This is a genomic window from Staphylococcus simulans (assembly GCF_002994445.1).
Classification (GTDB): Bacteria; Bacillota; Bacilli; order Staphylococcales; family Staphylococcaceae; genus Staphylococcus; species Staphylococcus simulans_B.
Genome location: NZ_MRZJ01000012.1, coordinates 18,945 through 39,413, shown reverse-complemented (window position 1 = coordinate 39,413; position 20,469 = coordinate 18,945). Strand labels below are relative to the sequence as shown.

Sequence of the window (20,469 nt, the reverse complement as noted above, 5' to 3'; positions counted from 1 at the left end):
TACATTATCACCATAGACATACTTCATTAATTTATATACAAAATCATCAATTTTACCGTTGTTTTTAAACATAACTGGCAGTAAACCCAAAACATCGAAATCGTTATCATACATTTCTTTAAAATTTCTTAAGTGATTTAATAATTTTTCAACAGCATTAAAACTTCTAATATGCGTCTGTACAACGATAAGGCTAAAATCGCAAGCATAAATTCCGTTGTTAGCGAAATCTGAAAGTGTTGGAGGGGTATCAATTAAAATGTAATCATAATCATCTTTAATTTCTTCTAAAAAGCTATTAAAATATTTTGCACCTTCAAAACGATTGAGTTTTAAATCCTCTAATAAATATGGAAACCCAATCATATTGAAATCAGATGGAATCAAAGATAGATATTCACTTAAATAAATTACTGAATCCTCTATTGGTTGCCTTTCTTTTAAAGTATGATATAAATCCGTTTTACTATATTTAGGTTTTCTTAATAAAGAATCTAAAATTTCATCAACACTTGTGTTAATTAAACTTTCTAAATTCTCTGTTTGCAAAGCAGATTTTATATAATCAGTATTTTTTTCAAATGTCTTTAAAAGAATATCAGTTACATCAGCTTGTGGATCTAAGTCAACTACTAAAACTTTATTTTTCATGTTTGCTAAAGTATAAGCTATACCAGCAGTTGAAGATGTTTTTGAGACTCCACCCTTAAAGTTATTAATAGATATTATTTTAACCATTATATTCCTCCTCTGAACTTCTGATTCTATTATAGCAAGCAAATCTTATTAACACAAGCGTTAACTACACATATGTTAACAACACAAGTGCTACAAACACATGTATTGTTAACATATGTGTAGTTAAAAGGATAGTTTCAAGTACATGCTAAAACGAAGTCATAAGTGTCTACAAAAAATACAATCAATGTAATTAACTCCAACAGATGTGCTATGTTAATAATGTACTCATTATTTAGATTTTCAAAGTATTAGAAATAGGGGGGAGTATGATGGTGAAATCCAAAGCACGCATTAAAAAGATTCGAGAAATGCAACATAAAAGATTTGAATATTATGATAAGCAAGTGTACCCAAAGTGTGCACACCGCTTTTTTAACCAAAGAAAGGTCAAAGTATTTTTAAATAATGGGGATGAATTAACAGGCTATATTATGAATGAATGGAGATACGAAATTCTGCTCGTTAAAAGCGATAATCTTAAAGATAAGCAGGGACGTCCTATTGAAAAACGTATGCTGATCCCCAAACATTCAATTTTGTATACCGCTAATTTGATTCATCTTCCTGAATTAGAAGAATAGCTACATTTATCATTTGCTCAATTATTACTGATATAGTTGTAAACTATTCCTTATGACAAACTCAAATGATAAAGAACCCCCCCCACAAAGCTTTGGACGGCTGTGGGGGGTTGGATGTACTAAGGGCATCTATTTCATCGTTAATTACATTATATTGTCAGTTTTTTAAACTATGAAGAAGCGACTAAAAATTATTATTTAATTCGATTTCCATTTGAATCCAGCTTAACAATTGCTTGACCAGCTTCTTTTTTGTACGTCCCTGCTATCTCTAAGTCTTTGTCTCTATAATTGACTGTCCAATCATCAAGTCCGTCATCCCATTTAACATTATCCCAAATATAGTCTTTGGTATTAATCGGTTTACCTTCAAATTCATTGATTTGTTGATACACTTGACTGCGTGCATGTGCCATGGTTCCTGCGCTTTCTTTTCCTTCAAACTCTTTTCGCGTTGCCTCATCTTGCATAGGATGCTCATTTTTAAATTCTACTTTTTGAGACAGCTCATCCAATGATTTAAAATGCTTATTTTCGTTATATAGAGCGTTCAAATCTAGTTCTTTACCATTTTCCAACAACTTATCATATGTCATAGCTCCTTGCGTGCCTCCGACAAAAGCTTTATCTTCACCGATGCCGATAATGGAAGCATAACTTCCTTTAGAAGGATATACTGAATAGAACTTCATATTTTCTGGTACTTCTTTATAACCATCAGCTTTAACTAAAAAGAGTTTATATAACTGCTTTTTTTCTTTTTCATTGTTGTAGTTTTGTTCAAAGATACCTGTCAGAATTTCTTTTTTGCTCAAAGTGAACTCAGAGGCTTCACTGGAAGAAAATACCAATGCAGCTTTCTTTTCATCTGATAATTGACTTACCTTTTCCGACTGTTCTTTGTTTGTGGATTTTTCAACATCTTTGTGGCTTTCAGCATCTTCTGATGTTTGATTGTTAGATTGTGCTTTTTTAGTTTCATTCGCTTTTGTTTTAGAATCCTCTTGATTTTCCTTTTTATCACCTTCATTACCGCATGCCGTAGTAAAAACCAATAACGCTGCGGATACCGCCAATAATTTTTTCATCTGTTGGCTCCTTTCAAATATTTATAGTGTCTCTTTGCTGAAGTAGAGTGTTGTATTCAAATTTGTCCACTTACTCATGCTTACTTGTTTGAACATACTACTTCGTTATCTTTAAGTGTATCATTTCCTCATATCGACTACTTTTAATATCTATACTAGGTATACTCAATAGAGAAAAACTCTTGTTCAAACGCACCAATGAAATCATAGTTTTCATACTTGCTTAGGGAGGTACCTTTAGGGCTTGCACTAATACTTTTGCCCTGACCTTTATAGATATCTACTTTGCCACCATCAAATTTGATTTGTTTTAAAGCGTGTATCAATGCCTGCTTATTAAAAATAATTCTAATATGATTTATCTTCTCTATAGTATTTTCGATTTTTGTTTGTACAACTAAACGATAAGGCTCTCTTGCAAGTGTAACCGACTCTTCTTTTACACCAAGCCAAATCCACTGATCGATTGTTAATAGTTTTTCTTTAAAAGTGATGTTGCCCTCATTATCTACACTGTGTAAATCTCTGACCTGAATTTCATTCAGCATGCCATTATTTTGATTAATTTCATCTATTGCTGTGTCAATATCTTCAATTAAGTTTCTAATTCTTTTGGGTAATCGTACCCTTTGAACCTCTGATGTTTGCTCATCATGTAAGTCCACACTCACTGAGACTTCTTGATAGTAACAATACAAACTTTCAATAATTGCAAATTTAGTATTCGAAATCTTTTGTTCGCCAGAACTTAGTTTTTTTCAATATACTTTCTGATACGCCGCTGCCTTCACTAATTTCTCTTAAGGGAATTTGACTATGCAACAATTTTTCTATACATATTTCAACTTCTTTAAATAACTTTTCATTAAATAAGCGCAACCTATTACCACCTCATTTAGTTCGTTTTTCATACTGTTATAGTAATAATAAAGAGAACTAAATACAATATAAAAACTCCCTCAAAGAATATATTTACTCTACGGTTTTGACTAAAGATATTGCTAACTTTGTTAATCCTAATAGCTGTGCTATGTTAATAATATATTCATTAATTAGATTTTTAAGATATTAGGAATAGGATAGATACGTTCTATTCAATGAGAGGTGATACTATGATTCATGATGAATATCAAAATGAAACTGACTACCGCAAAATTCCAAGAGAGCATTTAGAGAGCCGAATTCCTCAAGGCAGAGGAAAGGTCAAATGGATGCCTTTTGCCTCAGTCCCTGAACAGTTTGAGGAGCTTCAAGCCTTTGTTGAAGAACAAAACAAAGCAGAAAAGCCTGCACTTTAAAATTATGAACAACGAGCCTGCGACTGTTGAATACTGGCAAGCAGGTTATTTCCAACAAATACAAGGTTCTATACGAAAAATAGACATGCTTAATAATAGGTTGTTGTTAGACACGGAAAATGAGATTGCAGAAATTCCTATGTCGCAAATTACTCAGATTCATTAGTAGGGCATACCTTCGTCATCAAACAGACCTGCTTTTTCCCACATAGCCATACTCGCTTGTTTGAAATTAGTATCTGCTTCCAATGTTGTATCGTCGTCTTGTGTAAATGCTGGTGGATTTTCCCATAATTTCATACTGTATTGACGCAATGCTTGATATTTCGCTGCAGCTATCGCATAGGCAAAGATATTATAAATTTTATCGCCTTGTCCTCGGTGATAGTTTCTCAGAGCTTTTACCAGTGAATCTAATGTATTGTTGATAATGTCCGTATATTCTTCATCGTTGATGTTAGGATATTGATTGATTTGAACTGAAATTTTATTGAATAAGCACTTGATTTGGGCATCACTGAAGAAAGGTTTGTAACGTTGATACAGTTCAACCGGTACACCTTGTGGACAAGCTCTAAAGTATTTGATGTTTTCGATACGTTTTAATTTGATTTGTTTATGGCGACGCTTGTTACTTACAAAAGAAGTTAATAGTTTTAAAAAAGACATAGTTTCTTTTTTTGTGCGGACAAACGCCATCGCTTGCTGTGACTGGTGTTGATTGCGTTTTTTATCTGCTTTGCGATAGCTCATTTGCGATAGCTCATTTTGAATTTTTTTGAATAATTCAATGGGATTAATGACATAAGTATTGGCACCTTTGCCGCCTTGTTTATCACGCATAGTATTAATTACCGTAATAAAACCGCTTTCTTTCAGAAACTTGATATGACGTTTGATCGTCGCAACAGATTTATCTAATTTTTCTGCGATTGTTTTGATTTTAATATGAGAAACACCGATCACTTTGCAGCTGTATTGTTTCAGTAAATTAAGCGTTTCATAGTGCGCCTTGTTGATTTGCGCATTGTATTGTCTGACTGTGTTATCCATAGCTTGGATCGTTTCAAATGTGGCGTGTTCTTCTAAATTGATTAGTTGGTAACTCATGATATCTTCTCCTTTGCAGAAGAACAAAAAAGAGCATAAGCCGATATTTTGTAACGGCTTACACTCTTTTCCTGACCATATCATCAGTTGGCGATGTCTCTTGATTTCATTTATCCTGATACATTTATGTTGCGAAATAATGATTTGTTTAGTAACATAAGGGTAACATGATAATGAATCAGGACACCTTAAAGTGCTGCCGATAGGTGAAGTATCGGTTAGCGATTAGTCATTGTTGACAGCAATGGCTAATGCTAGGTGTTCTTTTTCGTTCTGTTTAATTTAATTTAATCTTAGCACTAAATACATATTATTCAAAGTGTTAACATAAGAATCAATGAAAATAATTTAAATATAATGTTTAGATTTCAACCACTCCTGTCAGAAGTTCAGGGGTGGTTTTAGTTTTTTCAAAGATGCAATTCAACAGGGTGGTTGCCAAGCAACCACCCTGTTGAAGGATGTTGAGAATAACGAATTTGCGAGGTTTTCTCAAATAAATGGGCGCTTCATAGCGTCCTCTTTTTTAATCGCAATCAATAATGACAAAAAATAACAAAGCAGAACAATATATAGTATCAAGAAAAGAAGAAACTCGTTTCAAAAAAGGGGCTGGGACATAAATCCAGCCTCAAATAAAAGCCGAGGAGAATTTTTAATGATTTTCCTCGGCTTTTTATATAAAATACTCATATTATTTCAAAAAAATAAAGCCCTCACGTATAATTAGAGAATAACCACAAACCCAATCATTGGAGGAACTTTACGTATAAAAATTATAACATGTCTCAACTATCACTGCCACTAACGACTGACTTTACCTTCCCTGAAAATGACACAGCATTAATTGTTAATGAAATTGTAGAAGGAATTTCTGAAGATAGATTTACTAGATATCAAAATCGTAGAGGTGCTTCATCTTATAATCCACGTATGATGCTTAAAATAATTCTATACGCATATAGTAATTCGATATTTTCCGGTCGGAAAATTGAATTTGCTTTAAAGGACAGCATTAGGTTTATGTGGTTAGCTCAAGAACAGACACCTAGTTATAAAACTATTAATCGTTTCCGTTCTAATCCTAAAACCAATGAATTAATCAAAGAATGTTTTACAGAATTCAGAGATTTTTTAGTGACTAACAATTATATAGATGAAGACGCTGTTTACATCGATGGTACAAAAATTGAAGCTGATGCAAATAAATATACTTTTGTTTGGAAGGCCAACACAGAACGGTATAGCAAAGCTAACATGAAGAAATCGAAAGAAGTATACGACGAATTAATGGTGAATGAAATTTTACCGAGTTTAAAAGAGGAATTATCTGAAGAACTACAAGTCCATGAATTACAGGCAATCGAAGATTGCTTAATTCAAAAAATTGATGCTAGTAAGGATACTGGAAAAAGAAAAATAATTCGCTCAAAACGTACGCTTTTGAAAAAATATAAAAAGGTAGTAAGTGAGTGTAAAGAGAAAAATGTGAAATACGAAGAACAAAAACGAATTTTAGGTAGTAGAAATAGTTATTCCAAAACAGATCACGATGCAGCTTTTATGAGAATGAAAGATGATCATATGAGAAATGGCCAATTAAAAGCTGCATATAATATTCAAGTGGGAACCAATAATCAATTTGCATTAGCATTTGGTGTCTATCAGAATCCAACAGATACAAGAACCTTAGAAAGGTTTTTATATAGAATACAAGAAATAAATGGTGACTTACCAGAAAATATTGTATGTGATGCAGGATATGGCAGTGAAAGTAATTATGGAATAATAATAGATGTATTTAATAGAACGCCTTTGATGCCGTACGGCATGTTTTTAAAAGAACAGAAAAGAAAGTATAAACAAAATACTTATAACTCATTAAATTGGGAGTATGATGAGAAAGATGACAGATATATTTGTTCTGATGATAAGCTTTTATTCTTTTCTGGATATAGATTTCGAAACGACAAGTATGGATATCAACGCCAATTTAAAGAGTACAAATGTTATGACTGTGTAGGTTGTCCACTTAGAGATGAGTGTATGAATCCAAAAACCAAATCTGATACCCTAAAAACAATCAGAAGAAATATGGTTTGGGAGTACTATAAACAATTCACAAGAGAAAAGCTTTCAGATCCAAAAACTTCATCAATTTATAAAAAGAGAAAAATTGATGTTGAAACTTTTTTTGGTAATCTGAAGGCTAATTTGGGTTTCACTCGAATGTCTGTAAGGGGCATTCAAAAAGTTGAAACTGAAGTTGGCATAGCATGTATGGCCGTGAATATTAGGAAATTAGCAGCTCTACGAGCTGAAAATTTCTTGGACAAAATAAAAAAGGAACGATTTTCATTTTTATATGTGAAAATCGTCCTTTTTATTAGGTTCCAGAACAATTATGTCCCGGCCCCTTAAATCCTTAATGTTTCCTTTTATCAATTTTCTTATCGGAACTAAATATAAACAAAACAAAGAAAATAAAGGGAATAATTCCAAATAATCTAGTTATGATATTATAATCAACTGTTATTCTAGGCAAAAAGTAAGTTTATTTAAAAGTATTAATTAGAAAACGAGAATTTTAATATTCCATAAATTATTGTAAATAACACTAAAGTAAACACTGAAACAAGTATTACTTTTAGTGAAGTATTAGCATTCATTTTTTTTACAATAAGCGAACTAAAAAAAACCGAGATAAAAATACTCAAACCAAGAAAAACACTATCTAAATTAAGAAATGCACTTTTTAAATATATCAACATAATAGACCTCTCATTTTTATTGATATTTCCAATTATATACAATTACTTTAGGTTGAGTAGTTCGAACCAAACCGTTAACTTCTACCCCTCCTTGAATAGTCTCTCCTGCAGGTTCTGTTGCAAAGTTGAATTTATAGTATGATTTTAAAAAAAGGAGTCTTTTGTATGAACTACTTCAGATATAAACAATTTAACAAGGATGTTATCACTGTAGCCGTTGGCTACTATCTAAGATATGCATTGAGTTATCGTGATATATCTGAAATATTAAGGGAACGTGGTGTAAACGTTCATCATTCAACGGTCTACCGTTGGGTTCAAGAATATGCCCCGATTTTATATCAAATTTGGAAGAAAAAGCATAAAAAAGCTTATTACAAATGGTGTATTGATGAGACGTACATCAAAATAAAAGGAAAATGGAACTATTTATATCGTGCCATTGATGCAAAGGGACATACATTGGATATTTGGTTGCGTAAGCAACGAGATAATCATTCAGCATATGTATTTATCAAACGTCTCATTAAACAATTTGGTAAACCTCAAAAGGTAATTACAGATCAGGCGCCTTCAACGAAGGTCGCAATGGCTAAAGTCATTAAAGCGTTTAAACTTAACCCTAATTGCCATTGTACATCTAAATATCTCAATAATCTCATCGAACAAAATCATCGTCATATTAAGGTGAGAAAGACAAGATATCAAAGTATTAATATGGCAAAACCTACAATCAAAGGTATTGAATGTATTTACGAACTATATAAAAAGAATCGCATGTTTCTTCAGATTTACGGATTTCATCCGTGCCGCGAAACTAGTCATATGCTAGCCAGTTAAGGAAATGCCGACATGATCAAATGGTGATTAGTTATATTTTTCTAACTTTTCAACAGAACTATTTGTATTCACTCCATAATTAATACACACCCTAATCACACGTAACAAGTTATTATAACTGTCCCCTCTTTTTATATTATTTATTTCAGCGAATATATATATATGGTAAAGTATAGTTTGTAATGTACCTATATCGAATGATTAAAAAAGGAGATAGTTCTATGGATATTTTAAAAATAAAGAAATTGACCAAAAAAATAGGTCGCAAAACCATTCTTGATGATGTATCTTTATCGTTGAAAACAGGTCAGATTATTGGTCTTGTTGGAGCAAATGGGGCTGGCAAAACATCTTTAATGAAAGTTATTTTAGGTTATTCAAGTTTTCAAAAGGGGGATATTAATATTATTAATAAAGGTAAGCAACGGAGTAATATAGGTGCTTTGATTGAAAGTCCAGGAATATATCCTTTTATGTCTGGATATGATAACTTGAAGTTATTAAATGAATCTGAAAAAACTTGTAACATTAATAATATAGTAACTCAACTTAAGATGGAGGAGTTTATACATAATAAAACAAAAACCTATTCGTTGGGTATGAAGCAAAAATTAGGTATTGCAATGGCTTTTTTAAATAACCCTCAATTAATTATTTTAGACGAACCTATGAACGGATTAGATCCTAAAGCTGTGCGAGATGTTAGAGAACTAATTGTACAAAAGGCACAAGAAGGGATTACTTTCTTGATATCAAGTCATATTTTAAGTGAGTTAGTAAAAGTCACAAATTCAATTTTTATTATTAATAAAGGTAAAATTATTGCAGAAACAACAGAAGAAGAATTGAGACAATATAAAGATAACGACTTAGAAACTGTATTATTAAATATTATTGATGGGAAGGATAATGTATAAAATGGTAGGTTTAATCAAGCAAGAATGTTTTAAGTTATATAAAAAAAAATCATCATATATAATTCCAATTATTATTTTGGCTCTGATGGTTGCTCAAGCTATATTTTCTAAAAAATTTGATGATATTATTTTACCCCAATCATCCATTAAGTCTGCATTTAGTGGATTTTCATGGTTTATATTTTTACTGATTATTCAAGCTAGTACAATTATATCTATGGAATTTTATCACGGGACAATAAAAAATCTTCTTTATCGTAATTACACAAGAACAAGTATTGTTATTAGTAAAATTATTGCGTTATTAATTTATTCGTTATTTTACTTTGTTATTACTATCATTGGCGCTATAATTCTATGGGCATTATTTTTCAATGATATCAACTTACTTGAAAGTAAAGGTAATGAATTAAATTTACTAAATCAAATGTTACTTACAGGAGTAGGTACATTTGTAGGTACATGGTTGGTATTAAGTATAACGTTATTAATTTCATGTGCAATGAAAAGTCCCGGTGTTTCTATTGCTATAGGTATTGTATTTTATTTTGCTACATCTATTCTGTCAGGTGTTTTGACATTGGTTATAGATAAATGGGAATGGTTAAAATGGAATCCTATTAATATGATGAATATTATGGTTCAAGTTATAGAAGAAAGTTTCAAAAAAACTACGAAATTAGAATTACATGAATTATTCATGGGTAATATTATTTACATTACAATTTCATTAGTTTTAGTTGTTGTTATATTTAATAAAAAGAATGTATGATTTGAATTTGATGGAAAGTCATTCTTCTTTTTAATTGTATTTAACAGTTGAAAAGAAGTCTTTTAGTTATTGTTAATAAGTCTATTTCCGAATCTGAAAAAAACGAGGAGAGAAACATTTGAAAAATAAAGTACGAGAGTTGCGATTAAAAAAAAATATGAGTCAAAGCATTTTAGCACAAAAATCTGATATTTCTAGACAAACACTATCATTAATTGAACAAAATAATTCCAATCCATCTATTTTGATTGCAAAAAAAATATCGAATATACTTTCGGAAAAAATAGAAGACATTTTTACTTTAGAAGAAAAAGATTATAGGTAATTATTTTGTGATGGTTAAGTACAATGGATAAAAAAAGAGATTTAAGCAGCATAAAGTTGCTTGATCTCTTTTTTTTGGATTAGCTGCAAAAAGATTTGTACATAAAATGATACGACTGCGTAAATTACCAAAGTTTCTATAACCAAAAGATATTCGGTTCTGTTGCAAAGTTGAATTTATAGTATAATTTTAACAAAAAGGAGTCTTCTGTATGAACTATTTCAGATATAAACAATTTAACAAGGATGTTATCACTGTAGCCGTTGGCTACTATCTAAGATATGCATTGAGTTATCGTGATATATCTGAAATATTAAGGGAACGTGGTGTAAACGTTCATCATTCAACGGTCTACCGTTGGCTTCAAGAATATGCCCCGATTTTATATCAAATTTGGAAGAAAAAGCATAAAAAAGCTTATTACAAATGGCGTATTGATAAGACGTACATCAAAATAAAAGGAAAATGGAACTATTTATATCGTGCCATTGATGCAGAGGGATATACATTAGATATTTGGTTGCGTAAGCAACGAGATAATCATTCAGCATATGTATTTATCAAACGTCTCATTAAACAATTTGGTAAACGTCAAAAGGTAATTACAGATCAGGCACCTTCAACGAAGGTAGCAATGGCTAAAGTAATTAAAGCTTTTAAACTTAAACCTGACTGTCATTGCACATCCAAATATCTGAATAATCTCATTGAGCAAGATCACCGTCATATTAAAGTAAGAAAGACAAGATATCAAAGTATCAATACGGCAAAGAATACTTTAAAAGGTATTGAATGCATTTACGCTATATATAAAAAGAACCGCAGGTCTCTTCAGATCTACGGATTTTCGCCATGCCACGAAATTAGGCATATGTTAGCCAGTTAAGGGAACAACGACAGAATAAAATGGTAATTAGCTATATTTTTCTAACTTTGCAACAGAACCCGACAGAATATATTTATCAAATTTTTTATCATTGGAACCAAAAAGAGTACTTAGCGAGTGAAATTTTTGATTTGACTGAAGAAGAAAAAAGTAAAATTAATCATCAAATGATTAATGAAATCGAAGAAGAATAACAATTATATAAAGTTTTGAAAGGGTGGTAATCATTATGGATATGCAAACGACATTTGTTATATTTCTTATTATTTTAGCTATATTTTGTGGTGTTGCTTATTACTTTTTGAGAAAGTTAGATACAAAAAACAAAGATAAATACCCAGAAAAATTTGATGGTAAGTTTTGGGCGATTAATGTTCCAGGGGATGGAGAATATCTTTGTAAAAGATATTGGTTTTGGCAAGTTGAAAAGAAAAAATTTTTAATATCGATGTTTGAAGAAGAACAAAGAGCAAGAAATTTATCTGGTGCTATATATTCTCGAAGAGCTACGAAACGAGATAGAAAACAAGCAGGTAGAAAAGGTAAAATCATGTCTTTGAGAGAACTTTATATCAGATTAAATTAATGACGTTAGCTTATCAAAGCTAACGTTTTTTTATGCTTTTTTGCCCCTGCAGGAATTATAACGTTCAACCAGCATGGTTGCCTAGTTTTTACGCCAATTTTTAAATTTGCATGTAACTGGGCAGTGTCTAAAAATCGTCACTGGTTTTGCTAAAAATTTGTGATGTGATATCAAAATATATTTATTTTGCTCTCATTTGCATTTTAAGGGCTTATATAGAATTTTGGATATAAAACTACGTAAATATTTAGTGTTTCTTCAAAATGCCCCTTTAAAATTAAAAATAAAGGCACTCAAAATTTTTGTAAGAGTTATGATAAAGTTTGTTAAAAGGAAAACTAAAAGTGGATAAATTTATGAGAAAACAGGAGTTGTTAAAAAATGAAATTCAGAGAAGCATTAGAAAATTTTTTAACGAATGAGTATGTATATGTTGTGTTGCTTGTACTAGCTATTTATCAAATTTTTATGTTGTTTGAATGAACATTTGAGGAGTAGGTCATGTATTTATACTAAGAAAATTTATTAAATTGATATAAGGTTAATAAAATGGGTTATAATTTTGCTGCGAGAAGGTGATATATTTGGAAATTTTATATAAGGTTATTACGTTTGTTTTAGCTCAAATACCTAATTGACTTGGTCTACAAGGGTCTTCTTTAAGAAAGAAAAAAACCAGTCAATAATTGACTGGTTTTTTTATGTTTAGATTGCAACAACATTAGTTGCTTGTTCGCCACGTTGACCGTCAACAATGTCGAAATCTACGTTTTGACCATCTTCTAAAGATTTATAGCCTTCACCAGCAATGCCAGAGAAGTGAACGAAAACATCGCTGCCATTTTCTCTTTCGATAAAACCAAAACCTTTTTCTGAATTAAACCATTTTACTGTACCGTTATTCATATAGAATACCTCCGAGTGCTTTTGCACATAATATTTGTAACAACTTCATTTATAAAAAAGAGGATATTCTAAAAAATACACTACAATTAAATTCACGAGCTTTATTACGTTAGATTAAGTATACGCTTATTTCTTTGTTAAGTACAGCTTTAATTTTAATAGCACGCATTTATGCCGAGAAAATTTATTGATCAATGAGCAGAACCCTTAACTAAACTTGCAGACGAATGTCGGCATAGCGTGAGCTATTAAGCCGACCATTCGACAAGTTTAGGGTTTGTTAAGGGTTCAGAGGCTCGTTGTCAATAAAGCAATTGGAATAAAACATTTAAATTTAATCTGTTTATTATTGGTTATCAAATACTATTAATGTATTAACAATACATTGCATTATGATAGAATCAAAAGACTACTTATTTCAAAAGGAGAATTGGATGATAAATATTTTACAAGCAGTTGGTTCAATTGGAACATTTATCATGGCAATTTTATATCTTATTTCGGTAATGATACAAATTAGACAAATTAAAATTTCTTTTATCCCATTCTTGGCTTTCGATCAAATTATTATGGAACAAGAAGGAAAAAGTTTAAAATTAAGAAATTTAACTGAAACTGATTCTGATTATGTAAATACTGCTTTTAAACTACAAAATTTAGGCGGTGGAACTGCTAAAAATATAGATATAAAAGTCCATTTAAATGAAAACGCAGTTATACAAGAAAAACACATTAATATTTTACCTAGTGATAAATATTATTTAATGCCCATTGGTAAAAAAGCGTTTGAAGAATTTCAAGATACAGTTAAAAATAACGGTTATACAACGAATATGTATATTAATATAAGCTACTATAGTCAGATCTCTAAAAAACAAAATAATACTAGATACCGAGTAAATATTGAAGAATTCGTTAATTTGGATGATAAAGATTTATATGAACTAACATTTGATACTATTGAGGCTTAAATACGTAAATAAAAAACTGCGGTTTTATTATCAGAAGTTCCGTCAATGTAAAAGGCGTATCGAGGGTTTATAAACCCTTGATATGACTGAGTTCAACATCTTTCTTATTGTTAATGAATTTGACAATAAGAAAAGTTGTTAACTCTCCTTAGTTTGAGAGTTAACGACTAAAGCGAAAGTTACTGATATTAAACATCAATTTAGATACTTGTTTGTGTATATCTTGTAAATTTGTGTTTTTAATATTTTCGGACGTGTCTTTTTGACACTTCCTTGTCTTGCAAGGTTTTTGATGTTTTTTTCTTCTGAATTGGAATAAAGTAATTATGTTGTTGTGATTTAAAAAGGAGGTCTTGTATGAGATTCGGAAATTATAAAATTGATTCTTTTTGGTTAATTATGATTATAGGTTTCTTAGCTACTTCTATATTTTTTCCTTTTATGCTTTTGTCTGTAATTCTTTTATTGATTTTTGGTTTAGAAAAAAATGATAAAAAGGATTAAATGTGAGTTTTTGGTTTTTGAAACGAGTTTCTTCTTTTCTTGATATAGAACAGAAATTATCCAATAATTGTTCATCATTTCCTTTTCTAAAAAAAGAACCACTCTGATATGCCAATTGATACTCATCCTTTATTTATTACTAATATATCATAGTATTAGAAACACGTATAAAGGAACTTTTATCTTTTTTAACATAAGATCACTTATCGGAAGTTATCTGTCATCATATATTCGAAAATGATATAATATATAGGTCGCCTATCTCTCAGGCGTCAATTTAGACGCAGAGAGGAGGTGCATATCAGATGATCGAAGCTCTTGTTCACATCACGACCACAGTCATCAGTGGTTGTATTGTTGCGTTATTTACGCATTGGCTACGTACACGTAACAATAAGAAAAAGTAGGCGATATTAGCCAACACCTAAAAATCCCCTCACTACTCGCAATAGTGAGGGGATTGGTGCATATAATGCACGAAGCTCTTGTTAACTTAATTATAACATTGATTAGTAGAGTAATGCAAAGTACTCATTCATTTCTCTTTTGAATATTATTTCTATCTATAAACTAAGTCGTCTTTACGGATAAAAACATTGTAACTTAGCATAACATTGTTTAACTCATATGCATTATTAGGGCATACCGTAAATGCATTCAATACCCTTTAAAGTATTTTTTGCCGTATTGATACTTTGATATCTTGTCTTTCTTACTTTAATATGACGGTGATCTTGCTCAAGGAGGTTATTCAGATATTTGGATGTGCAATGACAGTCAGGACTCAGTTTAAACGTTTTAATGACTTTAGTCATTGCTACCTTCGTTGAAGGTACCTGATCTGTAATCACCTTTTGAGGTTGACCAAATTGTTTAATGAGACGTTTGATAAATGCATATGCTGAATGATTATTTCGTTGCTTACGCAACCAAATATCTAATGTATGTCCCTCTGCATCAATGGCACGATATAAATAGTTCCATTTTCCTTTTATTTTGATGTACGTCTCATCAATACGCCATTTGTAATAAGGTTTTTTATGCTTTTTCGTCCAAATTTGATATAAAATCGGGCATATTCTTGAACCCAACGGTAGACCGTTGAATGATGAACGTTTACACCACGTTCCCTTAATATTTCAGATATATTACGATAACTCAATGCATATCTTAGATAGTAGCCAACGGCTACAGTGATGACGTCCTTGTTAAATTGTTTATATCTGAAATAGTTCATACAGAAGACTCCTTTTTGTTAAAATTATACTATAAATTCAACTTTGCAACAGAACCTTTCTCGACATTCATTTATCTATAGTTATAATTATTTAACATTTTCCTCAAGATAAATCCAAAGATAAATCCTATAATAGATAGAGGAATCCATCCCATTCCTATTGAGGATAAAGGTATATATTTCTCAAACACTGATGTTATACTCTCAAATAAATTTGTGTCAGAAATGAAAGGTGGACAATGTTTAATAGCATCTATGACTGCAGCTAAAAGAGTGAATAATATAGTAGAGTTATACACAATCTTAGAACAAAAGAATTTAAAATTTATAATTTCTAATAAAATTAATACTATTGCTAAAGGATATAGCAATAGTAATATAGGAGTTGAAATTTTAATGATGTATGTTAAACCCACATTCGATATTAAGAAAGAAACAATACAAGATAAAGTAGTAAAGAAAATATAATTAAATTTAGGGAATAAGTTACTAAATGTTTCTGAAAAAGAAGCATTTAGTCCAATAGCTGTTTTTAAGCAAGCTATAGTGATAATGACTGCTAGAAATATCATGCCATATTCCCCTATGTAGTATTTAATAATAAGAGTCAATGTGATTCCGCCATTTTCATGTGGTTCAAACTCTCCTAAGCTCATTGATCCGATAATAGCTAGTAAACTATATATTAATGCCATGAGTACCATACTAATAGCTCCAGATTTAATTGTTTCTCTAGTTATATTTAATGGTTCTGAGATCCCCATATCTTTTATGGTTTTTACAATAATCATCCCAAAAGCCAATGCTGCTAATGCATCTAAAGTATTATAGCCGTCTACAAAACCTTTAAAAAAAGGAGTTTGTTTATATTCATTAGAAATAGAGCCGCTAGTGATTGTACCCATAGGTTGTAAAAAGGACAAAGTTAATATAATACTTAAAAGAAATACAAAAATAGGATTAAGTATTTTCCCTATGTATTCCAATATTTTTGCAGTATTTCTTGAGAACACCCAAGTTAATATGAAAAATAATAAACTGAATATAAAAAGAAATGGCTTGTATAAGCTTTGACTAATAAAAGGAGATAACCCAACTTCAAATGATGTAGATGCCAACCTAGGTAAAGCATATATTGGGCCAATCACTAAGTATAATGTTATAGTAAAGATATATGCATAGTGTCTATTAACTTTCATTGATATTGCAAAAATATCCTTTTTTTGTGAAAAACCAGCTGCTATTACTCCTAAAAACGGTAATCCTATTGCAGTAACTAAAAAGCCTATATTAGCTAATATGACGTTTGGGCCGGAGGCTTGTCCTAAATGAATAGGAAAAATCAAATTTCCTGCTCCAAAAAATAATCCAAATAACATAGAGCCGATATACATATTTTCTTTCCACGTTAATTTATTGTGCATAAAAATCCCCTCCTTTATTATATCTTTGAAACCTATAATATATTAATAAGCATCAATGAGAAAGTTTATAATCCTAAGTCTTCTAAGATAATAAAGATTAGTTCTTTATAGAAATTATTATGAAATGATGTCATTATAGTTGAAGTTGTCAAGGAAGCTTTTGGGAGATTTCTTTTCTTGCCATTTTGTTACGGTATCACCTTCCAAATGGCATAAAAACTTATCATCTACTAATATATACTCTCCATCTTCTGATCCATGACCTAAAACTTCCACATTATGATTCTTGTTCTCAAAATATCTAATTAAGTAATTTTTCATATCTTCTAATGATTTAATATAATCTTCTAATTCATCATTATTAATAACATAGGAACCTACTTTACTTTGTCCAGAAATTATTTCTTCAATTTCATCTACTATATTTAACGCTTCCCAAGTTATTGATATATCCCCCTCTTCTGGAGAAAACATATATTTACTAAGTATGAACTTGCTGCCTTTCCAATTAATTTCTGAGTATGAAGGAATTTCCATGTATTCTAAAAAATAGTCTGTGATAACCCTTCCATCAATTTTTTCCTTATAAATTTTTATATTTTCTATAGAACTTATCCATGACTTAACATCATCTTCTGTCTTAAATAATCCCACCATTTTTCTAGTTGAAAATTGCTTGAATTCTAGTAAAAACATCTCGTATTCTCCTCTTAATATGTATAACTTATGGTATAAATATATCGATAGTGTTTTTAACGAAAGTATATCTCCCTATAGTTTAAGTAAAAAATTACTATTTATCCACTTCTTTTTTTGTGATAAATAGTAATTTTTTACTTATCGATAGAAAAATGATAACTATTTTCAAAACTATATTTTTTATTACGTATAAATTTTCTGGTTCTGCTGCAAAGTTGATTTTATAGCAAACTTTAACAAAAATATTCTACTCAGACACTTAAGCATGCTTTTACGTCTGGTATAAATACATTATTTAGGTTAAATAATCACTTAGGAACTTCAAATGATTATTTAGGGAATTTTAAACTATAACTCGAAAAAATTTGTATAATAAAGTTAACGATAGCGAAAGGGGATGAAGTTTATGATGGTTGCTGAGATTATCGGCGGAATTATTAAACTTATTAAGACACTCGTTGACACTTTTGCTTAACTTAAAATTGAATTTCTAATACAAGAGGAGGAAATATTTTATGTCAGGTATTGTAGATGCTATCAGTCAAGCAGTTCAATCAGGTCTAGAGCAAGATTGGGTAACAATGGGAACTAATATCGCTAAAGCATTCGCACAAGGTATTGATGTTATTGCTGGTTTCTTTGGCTAATATAAATAATTAAAGTAGCCCCAACTTTTTAAAGAGTTGGGGCTACTTTGATTATTTATGATGAAAAATCAAAAAAGATGGTTAAGCAGTACTTTAACATGTTGGTAAAGTACTTGTAGCAAATATATTGTTGAAGATTGATAGATAAACAGATAGGATTCCTCTCAATCAAAGAGTACACTAAAAAATCAACTTCGCTAGTTCGGTCTGTATACGATTAATCAGGCGTTCATCTAAAGTAGATATTATAGTTAAAAATCTAAATATTTTTAATTGATGATAATATATTGATGCTTTAATTATTTTATTTTTGCGTTAAGTAACCATCTTCCATATGAAAGATTTTGTCGCAAAATTTAGTTAACCGTTCATCGTGAGTAACAATAATACATATTTTTTGACGTTGTTTAGACTGTTCTTTTAGTATTTTCATAACTGCCATCGCATTTTCAGTATCGAGTGATGCGGTTGGCTCATCAGCTAAAATAATAGATGGCTGTGTATAAATTGCTTTAGCAATCGCAACACGTTGTTTCTGTCCTCCTGACACTTCAGAAGGTAATTTATTCTCGATTTCTTTCAAACCTAAATCGTCTAACAATTTATCATGTTCTTGAGTACTTAACACATCTTTTTTATAACTCTTTAATAAGTGAAATTGTTGTTTGATTGTTAAGAATGGAACTAAGTTAGTCGCTTGTAATATAAATCCAATTTCTTTCATTCTCATTCTGGATAATTTTTTCTGATTCATTTTTGAGATTTTCTTATCGTTAATATAAATTTCTCCAGATGTAGGTGTTTGTAAGGCACCAGCCATTGTTAGGAATGTACTTTTACCAGAACCAGAAGGACCAACAATAGCTATAAAATCGCCTTTTTCAAAAGATAATGATGTTGGTTTAACTGCTTTAATCATATGATTTCCATCTTGAAATTCTTTTGTCACTTTCTCGAATTTTAACATAATGAAACCTCCTTATCCGATTGCCTTAAGTGGATCAATTTTTCTAATAGATAGTACTGAGAAAAGACTACCCACAAGTGAAATAAGTATCAGAACAATGCCGAAAATAATAAGTGTTATAACATCAAATTGAATCGGTACTGCTTTGGGTAAAATTAGACTTGTAAGCAGGGTCAACATTAATCCAATTAATGAGCCAATTAAAGATAATATAAAGGTTTGTGCTAACACCATCTTCATTAAGAATCCATCCGTAAATCCTTGCGCTTTTAATACACCGAATAAACTCTTTTTTTGTAGAGTAATAACATATAAGAATACTCCAATAACTGTAGCAGAAATAACAAACAAAAATGTAATCATGAAATTCATTGTTAAATTTTGAGATTTATAACCTGGTAGATTTTCTACAAATTCATCAATACCAATCACTTCTAAATCACTATTTATCTTTTTATCATTCCAATTATTATCTTTGACAACTACTGAATTGGTTTTGTCTGACGATAATGCTGGGTTAATTTTTTCCACCGTTTTATTATTAGTAAAAATAACAGGAGAAGCATTATATTTCGCACTTTCTGACACTCCAACGATATGTAATTTCTCGTCAGATTGAGATAAATTGATTATGTCATTAACTTTAAATCCTTTATCTTTCAATGATTGATCAATGACAACCTCATTATCTTTATTAAACGCTTTGCCTTCCTTGATCTTCGGAATCAAGAATGAATTTGATGTTACCCCAAAGAGTATCGCATTCTCTTTACTATTTCCCTTTGAAGCGATAATGCCCATTTGCTTTAAAGGAGCCTCTTTTTTAAATTTCCCTTTAACATCCGATGTTGTTATTACTGATTGTTGTACCGTTTGATTAGCATCTTTATTTAAGACAATTGCATCTGCCTGCCACTTCTTAATACCTTCTGTGTTCATATTAATTAAACCATTCGCTAATCCAGATAATAAAAAAAGTAAGTAACTAATTAATACAAGAATGCCTATAATTAATCCAAATTTCAGCTTATTGTATTTAATTTCGTTCCATGCCAAAAACATTTAATCCTCTCCTTTAAACACGATATCAATAAGTATAACAATAAAAGCTTTTTTATATCTTCAATTGTCAAATTAAGTGCAACACTTTATCAATGAAAAGCTCTGCGGGTGTTTTCCAATCAAATCGTTTACGAGGA

24 protein-coding genes and 2 pseudogenes are annotated in these 20,469 nt (G+C 30.5%); 16 read left to right on the top strand and 10 right to left on the bottom strand.

The features are described from left to right. A partial coding sequence (locus C7N65_RS11440) for a ParA family protein (protein ID WP_105994577.1) occupies positions 1-738 on the bottom strand: 738 nt, incomplete at its 3' end. Between the two features lie 272 nt (positions 739-1,010). On the opposite strand from C7N65_RS11440, the gene C7N65_RS11435 reads away from it, so the two are divergent. Then, positions 1,011-1,322, top strand: coding sequence for a hypothetical protein (locus C7N65_RS11435; RefSeq protein ID WP_234019089.1), 312 nt, complete (start codon positions 1,011-1,013; stop codon positions 1,320-1,322). A gap of 194 nt (positions 1,323-1,516) precedes the next feature. Here the strand turns inward: C7N65_RS11435 and C7N65_RS11430 are convergent, their stop codons facing one another. Together C7N65_RS11430 and C7N65_RS11425 are read right to left on the bottom strand one after the other, a co-directional pair. Further along, the gene (locus C7N65_RS11430; protein WP_105994576.1) at positions 1,517-2,410 is read right to left on the bottom strand and encodes a hypothetical protein; all 894 of its coding nucleotides are present in this window, start codon (positions 2,408-2,410) and stop codon (positions 1,517-1,519) included. Positions 2,411-2,565: 155 nt separating this feature from the next. Beyond that, on the bottom strand, positions 2,566-3,075 hold the full coding sequence (locus C7N65_RS11425) for a hypothetical protein (protein ID WP_105994575.1): 510 nt from the start codon (positions 3,073-3,075) through the stop codon (positions 2,566-2,568). Positions 3,076-3,522: 447 nt separating this feature from the next. On the opposite strand from C7N65_RS11425, the gene C7N65_RS11420 reads away from it, so the two are divergent. Continuing rightward, the gene (locus C7N65_RS11420) at positions 3,523-3,708 is read left to right on the top strand and encodes a hypothetical protein (protein WP_105994574.1); all 186 of its coding nucleotides are present in this window, start codon (positions 3,523-3,525) and stop codon (positions 3,706-3,708) included. A 4-nt stretch (positions 3,709-3,712) separates the two neighbouring features. Then, on the top strand, positions 3,713-3,874 hold the full coding sequence (locus C7N65_RS12930; protein ID WP_412521699.1) for a YolD-like family protein: 162 nt from the start codon (positions 3,713-3,715) through the stop codon (positions 3,872-3,874). Here the strand turns inward: C7N65_RS12930 and C7N65_RS11410 are convergent. Then, positions 3,871-4,818, bottom strand: coding sequence for a replication/maintenance protein RepL (locus C7N65_RS11410; RefSeq protein WP_158698132.1), 948 nt, complete (start codon positions 4,816-4,818; stop codon positions 3,871-3,873). The genes C7N65_RS12930 and C7N65_RS11410 overlap by 4 nt on opposite strands. A 783-nt stretch (positions 4,819-5,601) precedes the next feature. Between C7N65_RS11410 and C7N65_RS11405 the strand changes: the two genes are divergently transcribed. From C7N65_RS11405 to C7N65_RS11365, 8 genes and pseudogenes are all read left to right on the top strand, one after another. Further along, the gene (locus C7N65_RS11405; protein WP_105994572.1) at positions 5,602-7,239 is read left to right on the top strand and encodes an IS1182 family transposase; all 1,638 of its coding nucleotides are present in this window, start codon (positions 5,602-5,604) and stop codon (positions 7,237-7,239) included. 515 nt (positions 7,240-7,754) lie between these two features. Continuing rightward, entirely contained in the window at positions 7,755-8,429 is a 675-nt protein-coding gene (locus C7N65_RS11395; protein WP_105994571.1) for an IS6 family transposase, read from the top strand. Positions 8,430-8,650: 221 nt separating this feature from the next. Next, the gene (locus C7N65_RS11390) at positions 8,651-9,346 is read left to right on the top strand and encodes an ABC transporter ATP-binding protein (protein ID WP_023016184.1); all 696 of its coding nucleotides are present in this window, start codon (positions 8,651-8,653) and stop codon (positions 9,344-9,346) included. Position 9,347: 1 nt separating this feature from the next. Then, a complete protein-coding gene (locus C7N65_RS11385; protein WP_031262839.1) occupies positions 9,348-10,118 on the top strand; it encodes an ABC transporter permease in 771 nt (256 codons plus the stop codon). A 118-nt stretch (positions 10,119-10,236) separates the two neighbouring features. Continuing rightward, positions 10,237-10,443, top strand: a complete 207-nt coding sequence (locus tag C7N65_RS11380) for a helix-turn-helix transcriptional regulator (protein ID WP_023016182.1) — start codon at positions 10,237-10,239, stop codon at positions 10,441-10,443. 211 nt (positions 10,444-10,654) lie between these two features. Further along, positions 10,655-11,329, top strand: coding sequence for an IS6 family transposase (locus tag C7N65_RS11375; RefSeq protein WP_105994570.1), 675 nt, complete (start codon positions 10,655-10,657; stop codon positions 11,327-11,329). A gap of 56 nt (positions 11,330-11,385) precedes the next feature. Continuing rightward, positions 11,386-11,523 (top strand): annotated as a pseudogene (locus tag C7N65_RS12865) (replication initiation protein); the annotation flags it as partial. A gap of 35 nt (positions 11,524-11,558) precedes the next feature. Further along, on the top strand, positions 11,559-11,915 hold the full coding sequence (locus C7N65_RS11365; RefSeq protein ID WP_105994569.1) for a hypothetical protein: 357 nt from the start codon (positions 11,559-11,561) through the stop codon (positions 11,913-11,915). A gap of 705 nt (positions 11,916-12,620) precedes the next feature. Here the strand turns inward: C7N65_RS11365 and C7N65_RS11360 are convergent. Continuing rightward, the gene (locus C7N65_RS11360; protein WP_013626369.1) at positions 12,621-12,821 is read right to left on the bottom strand and encodes a cold-shock protein; all 201 of its coding nucleotides are present in this window, start codon (positions 12,819-12,821) and stop codon (positions 12,621-12,623) included. Between the two features lie 434 nt (positions 12,822-13,255). Between C7N65_RS11360 and C7N65_RS11355 the strand changes: the two genes are divergently transcribed. The 3 genes from C7N65_RS11355 (at position 13,256) to C7N65_RS12585 (ending at position 14,703) form a co-directional block, all read left to right on the top strand. Continuing rightward, positions 13,256-13,792 (top strand): hypothetical protein, encoded by a 537-nt coding sequence (locus C7N65_RS11355; RefSeq protein WP_105977884.1) that lies wholly within the window; start codon positions 13,256-13,258, stop codon positions 13,790-13,792. 357 nt (positions 13,793-14,149) lie between these two features. Beyond that, positions 14,150-14,296 (top strand): hypothetical protein, encoded by a 147-nt coding sequence (locus C7N65_RS12655; protein WP_181895219.1) that lies wholly within the window; start codon positions 14,150-14,152, stop codon positions 14,294-14,296. Between the two features lie 305 nt (positions 14,297-14,601). Beyond that, complete coding sequence (locus tag C7N65_RS12585; RefSeq protein WP_002446825.1) at positions 14,602-14,703, top strand: type I toxin-antitoxin system Fst family toxin; 102 nt, start codon at positions 14,602-14,604, stop codon at positions 14,701-14,703. Between the two features lie 228 nt (positions 14,704-14,931). Here C7N65_RS12585 and C7N65_RS11350 read toward each other — a convergent pair. The 3 genes and pseudogenes from C7N65_RS11350 to C7N65_RS11340 form a co-directional block, all read right to left on the bottom strand. After that, positions 14,932-15,533, bottom strand: a pseudogene (locus tag C7N65_RS11350) (IS6 family transposase). A gap of 71 nt (positions 15,534-15,604) precedes the next feature. Continuing rightward, positions 15,605-16,957, bottom strand: coding sequence for a branched-chain amino acid transport system II carrier protein (gene brnQ / locus C7N65_RS11345; RefSeq protein ID WP_105994568.1), 1,353 nt, complete (start codon positions 16,955-16,957; stop codon positions 15,605-15,607). A 117-nt stretch (positions 16,958-17,074) separates the two neighbouring features. Beyond that, positions 17,075-17,653 carry a hypothetical protein gene (locus C7N65_RS11340; protein ID WP_105994567.1) on the bottom strand — a complete coding sequence of 193 codons (579 nt, stop codon included), beginning with the start codon at positions 17,651-17,653 and terminating at the stop codon, positions 17,075-17,077. 400 nt (positions 17,654-18,053) lie between these two features. Between C7N65_RS11340 and C7N65_RS12925 the strand changes: the two genes are divergently transcribed. Together C7N65_RS12925 and C7N65_RS11335 are read left to right on the top strand one after the other, a co-directional pair. Further along, positions 18,054-18,131, top strand: coding sequence for an alpha family phenol-soluble modulin (locus tag C7N65_RS12925; RefSeq protein ID WP_220453656.1), 78 nt, complete (start codon positions 18,054-18,056; stop codon positions 18,129-18,131). A 40-nt stretch (positions 18,132-18,171) separates the two neighbouring features. Continuing rightward, complete coding sequence (locus C7N65_RS11335) at positions 18,172-18,303, top strand: beta-class phenol-soluble modulin (RefSeq protein ID WP_105994566.1); 132 nt, start codon at positions 18,172-18,174, stop codon at positions 18,301-18,303. A 304-nt stretch (positions 18,304-18,607) separates the two neighbouring features. Here the strand turns inward: C7N65_RS11335 and C7N65_RS11330 are convergent, their stop codons facing one another. Together C7N65_RS11330 and C7N65_RS11325 are read right to left on the bottom strand one after the other, a co-directional pair. Continuing rightward, positions 18,608-19,270 (bottom strand): ABC transporter ATP-binding protein, encoded by a 663-nt coding sequence (locus C7N65_RS11330; RefSeq protein ID WP_023016137.1) that lies wholly within the window; start codon positions 19,268-19,270, stop codon positions 18,608-18,610. 12 nt (positions 19,271-19,282) lie between these two features. Further along, positions 19,283-20,332 (bottom strand): ABC transporter permease, encoded by a 1,050-nt coding sequence (locus C7N65_RS11325; protein ID WP_023016138.1) that lies wholly within the window; start codon positions 20,330-20,332, stop codon positions 19,283-19,285. Positions 20,333-20,469 lie beyond the last annotated feature (137 nt).

Bases quoted from the DNA above. Each gene is read 5' to 3' on its own strand.
- C7N65_RS11365 (WP_105994569.1), top strand. From the start codon at position 11,559: ATGGATATGCAAACGACATTTGTTATATTTCTTATTATTTTAGCTATA.
- C7N65_RS11335 (WP_105994566.1), top strand. From the start codon at position 18,172: ATGTCAGGTATTGTAGATGCTATCAGTCAAGCAGTTCAATCAGGTCTA.
- C7N65_RS11325 (WP_023016138.1), bottom strand. From the start codon at position 20,332: ATGTTTTTGGCATGGAACGAAATTAAATACAATAAGCTGAAATTTGGA.
- C7N65_RS11330 (WP_023016137.1), bottom strand. From the start codon at position 19,270: ATGTTAAAATTCGAGAAAGTGACAAAAGAATTTCAAGATGGAAATCAT.
- C7N65_RS11405 (WP_105994572.1), top strand. From the start codon at position 5,602: ATGTCTCAACTATCACTGCCACTAACGACTGACTTTACCTTCCCTGAA.
- C7N65_RS11430 (WP_105994576.1), bottom strand. From the start codon at position 2,410: ATGAAAAAATTATTGGCGGTATCCGCAGCGTTATTGGTTTTTACTACG.
- C7N65_RS11355 (WP_105977884.1), top strand. From the start codon at position 13,256: ATGATAAATATTTTACAAGCAGTTGGTTCAATTGGAACATTTATCATG.
- C7N65_RS11390 (WP_023016184.1), top strand. From the start codon at position 8,651: ATGGATATTTTAAAAATAAAGAAATTGACCAAAAAAATAGGTCGCAAA.
- brnQ (WP_105994568.1), bottom strand. From the start codon at position 16,957: ATGCACAATAAATTAACGTGGAAAGAAAATATGTATATCGGCTCTATG.
- C7N65_RS12930 (WP_412521699.1), top strand. From the start codon at position 3,713: ATGAACAACGAGCCTGCGACTGTTGAATACTGGCAAGCAGGTTATTTC.
- C7N65_RS11410 (WP_158698132.1), bottom strand. From the start codon at position 4,818: ATGAGTTACCAACTAATCAATTTAGAAGAACACGCCACATTTGAAACG.
- C7N65_RS11340 (WP_105994567.1), bottom strand. From the start codon at position 17,653: ATGTTTTTACTAGAATTCAAGCAATTTTCAACTAGAAAAATGGTGGGA.
- C7N65_RS12585 (WP_002446825.1), top strand. From the start codon at position 14,602: ATGATCGAAGCTCTTGTTCACATCACGACCACAGTCATCAGTGGTTGT.
- C7N65_RS11395 (WP_105994571.1), top strand. From the start codon at position 7,755: ATGAACTACTTCAGATATAAACAATTTAACAAGGATGTTATCACTGTA.
- C7N65_RS12925 (WP_220453656.1), top strand. From the start codon at position 18,054: ATGAAGTTTATGATGGTTGCTGAGATTATCGGCGGAATTATTAAACTT.
- C7N65_RS11385 (WP_031262839.1), top strand. From the start codon at position 9,348: ATGGTAGGTTTAATCAAGCAAGAATGTTTTAAGTTATATAAAAAAAAA.
- C7N65_RS11420 (WP_105994574.1), top strand. From the start codon at position 3,523: ATGATTCATGATGAATATCAAAATGAAACTGACTACCGCAAAATTCCA.
- C7N65_RS11375 (WP_105994570.1), top strand. From the start codon at position 10,655: ATGAACTATTTCAGATATAAACAATTTAACAAGGATGTTATCACTGTA.
- C7N65_RS12655 (WP_181895219.1), top strand. From the start codon at position 14,150: ATGAGATTCGGAAATTATAAAATTGATTCTTTTTGGTTAATTATGATT.
- C7N65_RS11360 (WP_013626369.1), bottom strand. From the start codon at position 12,821: ATGAATAACGGTACAGTAAAATGGTTTAATTCAGAAAAAGGTTTTGGT.
- C7N65_RS11435 (WP_234019089.1), top strand. From the start codon at position 1,011: ATGGTGAAATCCAAAGCACGCATTAAAAAGATTCGAGAAATGCAACAT.